Genomic DNA, 8,015 nt, shown 5'->3' on the forward strand with positions numbered 1-8,015 from the left:
GTGGCGCCTCCAATCGGGCGATCAATTGTAATTCCATCTCCCGATCCGCCGGCAGCCCCACGCCGGCAGCCCCAGTCCGTCGCGGGCAATTGACCTTCCGCCACCCCACCACGACATTGCCGCGATGCCATCCACAGCGCCCGGCTACCGGGCCGCGGTTCGGCTGGGGGTCGCCCTGGGTTCTATCGCCGGGCTGTTCGACGATAAGCTGCGGACCGGCCACCGGGGACGCCGGGCGGCCCCAGCGCGGCTGAGCGAGTGGGCGCGCACCGGACGGGACCGCGGCCGCCCCCTCGTCTGGTTCCACGCGTCTTCGGTTGGTGAGGGGCTCCAGGCGGAAAGCGTCCTGCTGGAGCTCCGGCGCATGCGGCCCGACTGCCAGGTCGTCTATACCCACTTCAGTCCTTCGGCGGCCGGCCTGGCACGGCGCCTTCCCGTCGACGTCGCCGATTACCTGCCATACGATCTGCCCCGCGAAGTCGACCGCCTGCTGGCGGCGCTCGCTCCGACCCTCCTGGTGTTCTCCAAGCTGGACCTGTGGCCCGAGCTCGCCCTGGGGGCCGCTGCGCGGCGGATTCCGGTGGCCATTGTAGCGGGCACGGTGAGCCGGGGCAGCGGGCGGCTCCGCTGGCCGGCCCGGTCGCTGTTGGCGCCAGGCTATGCCGTGGTTCGCGCCGCAGCCGCCATCTCCCGCGAGGACGGAGAACGGCTGGCGCGGCTCGGCGTGCCGGAGGAGCGGATCCGCGTGTTGGGCGACCCTCGGTTCGACAGCGCGGCGGCCCGAGTGGCCGGCGTCGCGCCGGACGATCCGCTGCTGCGCTTCGGCCGAGAGGCCCCGACCCTGGTAGCGGGCTCCACCTGGGCGCCGGACGAGGCAGTGCTGCTCGCCGCCTTTGCCGCGGTTCGCGCCCACCGCGGAGACGCGCGCCTCATCCTGGTGCCCCACGAGCCGACGCCGGCTCACCTTGCGGCGGTGGAGCGCACGGTGGAGCGCGCCGGACTTCCCTTCCCTACCCGGCTGAGCGACGCCGACGGGCCGGTGCCGCTGCTGCTGGTGGATCGAGTCGGCATGCTCTCCACGCTCTACGGTGCCGGAACGATGGCCTACGTTGGAGGCGGGTTCGGGCGAGCCGGGCTGCATTCGGTGCTCGAGCCCGCGGCGTGGGATCTGCCGGTGGCCTTCGGCCCGCGCTGGCAGCAGAGCCGAGACGCGGAGCTGCTCCTGCACGACCGCGCCGCCATCGCGCTCGGCAGCCGGAGCGTGGCTGCCGCCGGCGTGGAGCTGGCGCGAGTCTGGGAGGGCTGGATGGCGGACGGGGCGGCGCGTGAGGCGCAGGGCCGCCGCGCGGGCGAGACCGTGACCAGAGGGTTGGGCGCCGCCCGGCACGCAGCCGAATGGCTGGCGGAGATTATTTCGTGACCACGCCCTCGAACGTCACCGATCGCGGCACGATGAGGCCGCCGGTGAGCAGGGTGATCAGCAGATCGGAGAACCGGCTGCGGACCCGGATCCTGACGTCCGCCAGCCCGCCGCCACCGCCGAGCTGGCCGGCCAACGCCTTCCGGAGCGATGGCTGCTTGAGGCGGGCGATCCCCCAGAGTCCGAACACCGCCTTGCTGGTCAGCGTGAAGCGCTCACCCTGGGCTGGCTTGGCGGCCGCGGAGGCCAGGGTGGCGGGCACGCCGAGCGTGCTGGCGTCGAAGGTCTGGGCGCAGCCTCCCAGAGGGAGGGTGGAGAGCAGAAGGGCAACTGCAATGGATGCGTGGAGCGAGAGGTGGCCCGGACGGGCGCTCACAGTCCGGGAACCCGGAACGTATAATGGGCCCCGAGGCCGAACACGCCCGGATGACTGGATCCGCCGGTGCGGTAATCGTAGGCGGCCTGGAGGCCGAGCCCGCTCAACAGATTGAACTCCAGCCCACCGCTCAGGGCGAACTTGGTCTCGGTGTCCGAGGCGCCGTTGAGCTTGGTCCGGGTGACATCCACCCGAGGCGCCAGCCACGGCTTGATGGCGAGCACCGGGTTGGGAATGGTGAGCGCGAAGCCGACCCCCACCGGAAAGTGCAGCACCGAAACCTCGTCGCTGGGGAGCAGGCCGTCCGGCTTCGCATAGCCCACGCCGCCCTGCAGGGTCACGCTGAGCGGCACCAGTGGCCCGCCGAATACCCGGAAGTTGCCGGTGGCCCCGACCGAGGTCACGCTGCCGGCAGGCCCGTCCGGATTGAAGGTGGAGACTATAGCGGTGACGCCGAGCAGCCCGAATCCCGCACGCCCGGTGAGAGCGAGCGCCGTGCCTTTCCCGGCATCCGCATTGGGAAAGCCCACGTCCCCGTAGAGCCCGATCCCGCGCGCGATGCCGCTGTTGTACACCGGGATCCCCAGCACCTGGGCCCAGGCGGGCGAGGCGTCCACGGTCGTGCCGACCGAAATCACCAGGGTCAGGACGGCCGCGCACATCGATTGCCTCATGCGTTTCCCTCCAGGAAATGCGGGATGCCGCCTGTGGGGTCCGAACGGCCGGGGAAGCTACTCGGACGCTCGGAGGGAAGTCAACACAAAAGCGCCCGGCCGCAGCGGGGTGCGGCCGGGCGCCCGAGCGCCGCCGGAAGGGTCAGCGGATGTAGGCCAACGAGATGGCCACGCCCTCGATATCGCCGATGCCGCCGCTCACCCTGAGTGCGAGATCCTCGCTGAACCGGACGTCCACCCCGAGCCCGAGGGCCGCGTCCACGTCGCTGTCGCCACCGCCGAACCTCGGCACCAGGACCGGGTGGACGTAGGGCACGAAGGTGGTGTTGGAGCCCTCGAGATTGAACCGCCGGCCCAGGCTGATGCCGATCGGGATGTAGTAGGCGTCGTTGCCGTCGCCCACATTAGCGCCGATGCCCAGGGTCAGCGCACCGTCCAGCGGAAAGCTCTCGCTGTAGGTGAGGATCTGGGTGCGGAGGTCCCCACCGATCAGGTAGCGGGTGCCGGCGGACCCGTTGAGGTCCTCGAAGCCGCCCCGGATGCTGAGATCGTAGGGCCCATGCCCGTAGCGGTAGAACCCCTCCAGCGCAAAGCTCACGCCCTCACCCGGATCGGAGAACGACGCGCCCAGCTCATGAGTGGTGAATGTCCGGTACGGCGCCTTGAACACCGGCGTGCCGGTTTCCTGCGCGGACGACGTGCTCGCGGCTCCCGCCAGCAGGGCCACCACGAGGAACCCAACGCAGCAGCTACGCAGCATGAGCGTCTCCTTGTACGTGTTCGGCGACCACCCGCACTCGATTGTCCACGACCTGGAGGAACCCACCTCGAACCACGAAACGGCTGACGGTGCCCCCCTGGCGCACGGTCAGCGTTCCCTCTCCCAACAGCGTCATGAACGGCGCGTGGTTCGGCAGGATGCCGACTTCTCCATCGAAGGCGGGCGCGACCACCGCGTCCGCTTCCCCGTCGAACATAGCCGCCTCGGGGGAGATGACCGTGACATGCATCACGAGCTCGCCAGCTTCTTGGCTTTCTCCACCGCTTCGTCCAGCCCACCCACCATGTAGAACGCCTGTTCCGGCAGATGGTCGAACTCGCCGGACAGCACGCGCTCGAAGCTGGAGATCGTGTCCTCCAGCTTGACGTACTTCCCGGGGAAGCCGGTGAACTGCTCGGCGACGAAGAACGGCTGGGAGAGGAAGCGCTGGAGCCGCCGTGCGCGGGCCACGATCAGCTTGTCCTCCTCGCTCAGCTCGTCCATGCCCAGGATCGCGATGATGTCCTGCAGGCTCTTGTAGCGCTGCAGGGTGCGCTGCAGGCCGATGGCCACGTTGTAGTGCCGCTCGCCGACGTACTGCGCGTCGAGGATGCGGCTGCCGCTGTCCAGCGGATCGACCGCTGGATAGATGCCCAGCTCGGAGATGGCCCGGGAGAGCACGACCGTGGCATCGAGGTGGGCGAACGCGGTGGCCGGCGCCGGGTCGGTCAGGTCGTCGGCCGGCACGTAGATCGCCTGCACCGAGGTGATCGAGCCTTTGTTGGTCGAGGTGATCCGCTCCTGCAGGTCGCCCATCTCGGTGGCCAGGGTCGGCTGATATCCCACCGCGCTGGGCATCCGGCCGAGCAGCGCGGAGACCTCGGAGCCCGCCTGGGTGAAGCGGAAGATGTTGTCGATGAACAGCAGCACGTCCTGGCCTTCGACGTCGCGGAAGTACTCGGCGATGGTGAGGCCGGTGAGGCCGACTCGGAGCCGGGCGCCCGGCGGCTCGTTCATCTGGCCGAACACCAGCGCGCAGGACTTGATGACGTTGCTCTCGGTCATCTCCAGGTAGAGGTCGTTGCCCTCGCGGGTCCGCTCGCCCACACCGGAGAAGACCGACTTGCCGCCGTGCGCCTTGGCGACGTTGTTGATCAGCTCCAGGATGACGACCGTCTTGCCTACCCCGGCGCCACCGAAGAGCCCGATCTTGCCGCCCTTCACGAACGGGGCGATCAGGTCGACCACCTTGATCCCGGTCTCGAAGATCTCGGTCTTGGGCTCGAGGTCGGTGAATTTGGGTGTCTCGCGATGGATCGGCCACCGCTCGGTGTCCGGCGGCAGCGGCGCGCCGCCGTCCACCGGCTCGCCCAGCACGTTGAGGATCCGGCCCAGCGCGACGTTGCCCACCGGGGCGGTGATCGGTTGGCCCGTGTCGGTCACCTGCATGCCGCGGGTCACCCCATCGGTGCTGCTCATGGCGACGGCGCGCACCTGGTTCCGGCCGATGTGCTGCTGCACTTCGGCGGTAAGACGCACCGGCACGGCCGCCGTGGCGTCTTCGATGATGAGCGCGTTGTAGATCTCCGGCAGGTGCTCCGGCTCGAATTCGACGTCGAGCACCGGCCCGATGACCTGGACCACGTGACCAACGTTCTTCAGGGTCTCGGCGGCTCGGCCGGGCTGCTCGGTAGCGATAGCGGTGGCCATGTGGCTGAACTCCGTTTGTGTTTGATCGATGGTGCGAGGCGGGAAGGGCGGTAAAGACGGTAAGGGCGGTAAGGTATGCTCGCCCGGACGACTTTCCGTCACTCCATCTTTCCCATCGTCCCCGCCCTTCCCGTCCTTACCGTCTTTACCGCCCTTACCGTCCTCCGCCCCGCCCTATCCCTGCAACGCCGCTGCCCCGCCGACGATTTCCGCGATCTCCTGGGTGATCTGCGCCTGTCGCTGCCGGTTGTAGGTCCGCTTGAGCAGTTCCAGGATCTCCCCTGCGTTGTCCGTGGCATTCTTCATCGCCGTGCGCCGGGCCCCGTGCTCCCCCGCTGCCGTCTCCACCAAACCGCGGTAGACCGCGTTCCGCACGTAGAGCGGCAGCAGCTGCTCCAGGATCGCGTCGGCACTGGGCGCCAGGATGTAGTCCCGCGCGGGTTTGTCCGAGGCCGGCGCCTCGACCGGGAGGATTCGCACAGTGGCGGGCGGGGTCTGCAGCGCGCTCACGAAGCGGGCCTGCACCAGATCCACGCTCGCCAGCTCCCCCGCGGCGTAGGCCCGGATGAGCGGCTCGACGATCTCGGCCGCATGCTCGGCGGTGGGACGGTCACCGATGTCCACCCGCTCCGCGGCGAGCTTCCGGCCCAGGTAGCGGAAGAAGCCGATCCCCTTCTTGCCGATCGCGTGGAGCTCGACCGTGTGGCCCTCGGCCTCCAGCGCCTCGATCCGGCGGCGGGCTTCCTTGATGAGATTGGCGTTGAACCCGCCGGCCAGCCCGCGGTTGGAGGTCAGCAGGATCACCGCCGCCCGTTTGGGCCCACCCTTGGCCGGCGGCGCCGGGCGGCGGAGGAGCGGGAACCGCTCGGCCAGCTCCGCCGTGATCAGATCGGAGATCACCTGCCGCAGCGCCTCGGCGTAGGGCCGGGCGGCCACGACCCGATCCTGCGCCCGCTTGAGCTTCGACGTGGCCACCAGCTCCATCGTCTTGGTGATCTTCCTGGTGTTCTGGACGGAGCGGATCCGTCCTTTGAGCTGCCGGCTCTTGGCCATTACTCGGCGACGAAGAGCGGCTTGAAGGCGGCGATCGCGGCCTTGAGGCGGCCGGTGAGATCGTCGTCCAGCGCCCGCTTGGTGCGGATGTCGGTCAGGATGGCGGGCTGCGAGGCCTCGAGATAATCGAGGAAGTCGCGCTCCCATTGGCGAATGTGCGGGACCTGCACCTCATCCAGATGGCCGTTGGTCACGGCGTAGATGATGGCCACCTGCCGCTCCACCGGGACCGGATCGTACTGGGGCTGCTTGAGCACCTCGACCAGCCGTGCGCCCCGGGCAAGCTGCCGCTGGGTGGCCGCATCGAGGTCCGAGCCGAACTGGGCGAACGCCTCGAGCTCCCGGTACTGGGCCAGGGAGAGGCGGAGCGGCCCGGCCACCTGCTTCATCGCCTTGATCTGCGCGTTGCCGCCCACCCGGCTTACGCTGATGCCGGCGTCCACCGCGGGGCGCACGTTGGAGTAGAAGAGATCGGTGGTGAGGAAGATCTGGCCGTCGGTGATGGAGATGACGTTGGTGGGGATGTACGCCGACACGTCGCCCGCCTGGGTCTCGATGATCGGCAGCGCGGTCAGCGAGCCGCCCGGCTTCTTGATCCGGGTGTCGAGCTTCACCACGTCCGGATTCTCGCTGATCTTGGCGGCGCGCTCCAGCAGCCTGCTGTGGAGGTAGAAGACGTCGCCCGGATAGGCTTCCCGGCCGGGCGGCCGGCGCAGGATGAGCGAGAGCTGGCGGTACGCCGCCGCCTGCTTGGAGAGGTCGTCGTACACGCAGAGCGTGGCCTTCCCCTCCTCATACATGAAATACTCGGCGATGGCGCAACCGGTGTACGGCGCGATGTACTGCAGCGGCGCCGGGTCCGATGCCGAGGCCACCACCACGATGGTATAGTCCATCGAGCCGGCCTGTTTGAGCCGTTCCACCACCGTGGCCACCGTGGAGCGCTTCTGGCCGATCGCCACGTACACGCAGACGACGCCGGCGCCCTTCTGGTTGATGATGGTGTCCACCGCGATGGCCGTCTTGCCGGTGCCCCGGTCGCCGATGATCAGCTCCCGCTGGCCGCGGCCGATCGGGATCATCGCGTCGATCGCCTTGATGCCGGTCTGGAGCGGCTCCTTCACCGGCTGCCGGACGATGATGCCCGGCGCGACCATCTCGACCTGGCGGGTCTTGCTGCTCTGGATGGCGCCCCGGCCGTCCACCGGCCGGCCCAGCGCGTCTACCACCCGCCCCAGCATGGCCGGCCCCACCGGCACCTCGAGCAGGCGGCCGGTGCGGCGCACCGAATCGCCTTCCTTGAGCTTGAGGTAGTCGCCCATGATGGCGGCGCCGACGTTGTCCTCCTCCAGGTTCAACACCAGCCCGGTCACCACGTCGCCCGACTCCTGCGCGGTGAACTCGAGCATCTCGCTCGCGATCGCGGACTGGAGCCCGTAGATGCGGGCCACGCCGTCGCGAACCTCCAGCACCGTGCCCACCTCGGACACATCGGTGGTGCTGAGATCGGCGGCCGCAATTTCCCGGAGCAGGATGTCCTTCAGTTCGCCCGGACGAAGGATAGAGTCAGTGGCCATGAGGTCAGACGCCTGGCTGAAAGGTTCAGGTCGGTGAAAGGCTTGTGAAAATAATCACAATAGGCGGAGCCGGGCAAGAGTATCGCCCGGAAGCCCTACAAGATAGGGCGGCGGCGACCGCAGGGCACCATCCCGGCTCGCCGGGGTGACCCAGACGTCACATCCGGCTTCTGGTGTTCCCCCGGACGAACGCCGCCAGCACCCCTCGGGGACCGAGCCCGCCCAGCCCGCTGGTCGGCACGTTCGCGATGCGGCGGGCGGTCCCGCTCAGGTGGCTGGCGGAGGCGAAATGGAGGATCCGGACCACGGTGGGAATCGAGTAGCCCGGGTTGGCCAATAGCTGGGCCGCGCAGGCGACCCGGGTCAGATCGATCACGCGCTTGAGGTTGGGGGCGCCGCCGGCGCCGAACTGGCGGGAGAGGTGCTCCCGGCTCACCCGGAGCCG

At 69.1% G+C, this 8,015-nt stretch carries 9 protein-coding genes; 1 reads left to right on the plus strand and 8 read right to left on the minus strand.

The features are described 5' to 3' along the window. Positions 1 to 124: 124 nt before the first annotated feature. Positions 125 to 1,420 (plus strand): glycosyltransferase N-terminal domain-containing protein, encoded by a 1,296-nt coding sequence (locus VHR41_20055; GenBank protein HEX3236496.1) that lies wholly within the window; start codon positions 125 to 127, stop codon positions 1,418 to 1,420. On the opposite strand, the gene VHR41_20060 is transcribed toward VHR41_20055, so the two are convergent. The 8 genes from VHR41_20060 to VHR41_20095 form a co-directional block, all read right to left on the minus strand. Next, positions 1,410 to 1,796 (minus strand): hypothetical protein, encoded by a 387-nt coding sequence (locus tag VHR41_20060; GenBank protein HEX3236497.1) that lies wholly within the window; start codon positions 1,794 to 1,796, stop codon positions 1,410 to 1,412. The two genes, VHR41_20055 and VHR41_20060, sit on opposite strands and share 11 nt — an antisense overlap. Next, on the minus strand, positions 1,793 to 2,470 hold the full coding sequence (locus VHR41_20065; GenBank protein ID HEX3236498.1) for a hypothetical protein: 678 nt from the start codon (positions 2,468 to 2,470) through the stop codon (positions 1,793 to 1,795). The genes VHR41_20060 and VHR41_20065 overlap by 4 nt, the downstream gene beginning before the upstream one ends. Positions 2,471 to 2,612: 142 nt before the next feature. Beyond that, the gene (locus VHR41_20070) at positions 2,613 to 3,230 is read right to left on the minus strand and encodes a hypothetical protein (protein HEX3236499.1); all 618 of its coding nucleotides are present in this window, start codon (positions 3,228 to 3,230) and stop codon (positions 2,613 to 2,615) included. Continuing rightward, entirely contained in the window at positions 3,220 to 3,480 is a 261-nt protein-coding gene (gene atpC, locus VHR41_20075; protein ID HEX3236500.1) for an ATP synthase F1 subunit epsilon, read from the minus strand. The genes VHR41_20070 and atpC overlap by 11 nt, the downstream gene beginning before the upstream one ends. Further along, a complete protein-coding gene (atpD, locus tag VHR41_20080) occupies positions 3,480 to 4,940 on the minus strand; it encodes a F0F1 ATP synthase subunit beta (protein ID HEX3236501.1) in 1,461 nt (486 codons plus the stop codon). The genes atpC and atpD overlap by 1 nt, the downstream gene beginning before the upstream one ends. 174 nt (positions 4,941 to 5,114) lie before the next feature. Continuing rightward, positions 5,115 to 5,993, minus strand: coding sequence for an ATP synthase F1 subunit gamma (gene atpG / locus VHR41_20085; protein HEX3236502.1), 879 nt, complete (start codon positions 5,991 to 5,993; stop codon positions 5,115 to 5,117). Further along, the gene (gene atpA / locus VHR41_20090) at positions 5,993 to 7,570 is read right to left on the minus strand and encodes a F0F1 ATP synthase subunit alpha (GenBank protein ID HEX3236503.1); all 1,578 of its coding nucleotides are present in this window, start codon (positions 7,568 to 7,570) and stop codon (positions 5,993 to 5,995) included. The genes atpG and atpA overlap by 1 nt, the downstream gene beginning before the upstream one ends. A gap of 157 nt (positions 7,571 to 7,727) precedes the next feature. Further along, positions 7,728 to 8,015 (minus strand): hypothetical protein (locus VHR41_20095; protein ID HEX3236504.1); only part of this gene is annotated, 288 nt, incomplete at its 5' end.

The organism is Gemmatimonadales bacterium, from assembly GCA_036265815.1.
Taxonomy (GTDB): domain Bacteria; phylum Gemmatimonadota; class Gemmatimonadetes; order Gemmatimonadales; family GWC2-71-9; genus CAVVWJ01.

Excerpts from the sequence above, each read along its gene's own strand:
- VHR41_20055 (HEX3236496.1), top strand. The coding sequence starts at position 125 with ATGCCATCCACAGCGCCCGGCTACCGGGCCGCGGTTCGGCTGGGGGTC.
- VHR41_20065 (HEX3236498.1), bottom strand. The coding sequence starts at position 2,470 with ATGAGGCAATCGATGTGCGCGGCCGTCCTGACCCTGGTGATTTCGGTC.
- VHR41_20070 (HEX3236499.1), bottom strand. The coding sequence starts at position 3,230 with ATGCTGCGTAGCTGCTGCGTTGGGTTCCTCGTGGTGGCCCTGCTGGCG.
- atpC (HEX3236500.1), bottom strand. The coding sequence starts at position 3,480 with ATGCATGTCACGGTCATCTCCCCCGAGGCGGCTATGTTCGACGGGGAA.
- atpD (HEX3236501.1), bottom strand. The coding sequence starts at position 4,940 with ATGGCCACCGCTATCGCTACCGAGCAGCCCGGCCGAGCCGCCGAGACC.
- atpG (HEX3236502.1), bottom strand. The coding sequence starts at position 5,993 with ATGGCCAAGAGCCGGCAGCTCAAAGGACGGATCCGCTCCGTCCAGAAC.
- atpA (HEX3236503.1), bottom strand. The coding sequence starts at position 7,570 with ATGGCCACTGACTCTATCCTTCGTCCGGGCGAACTGAAGGACATCCTG.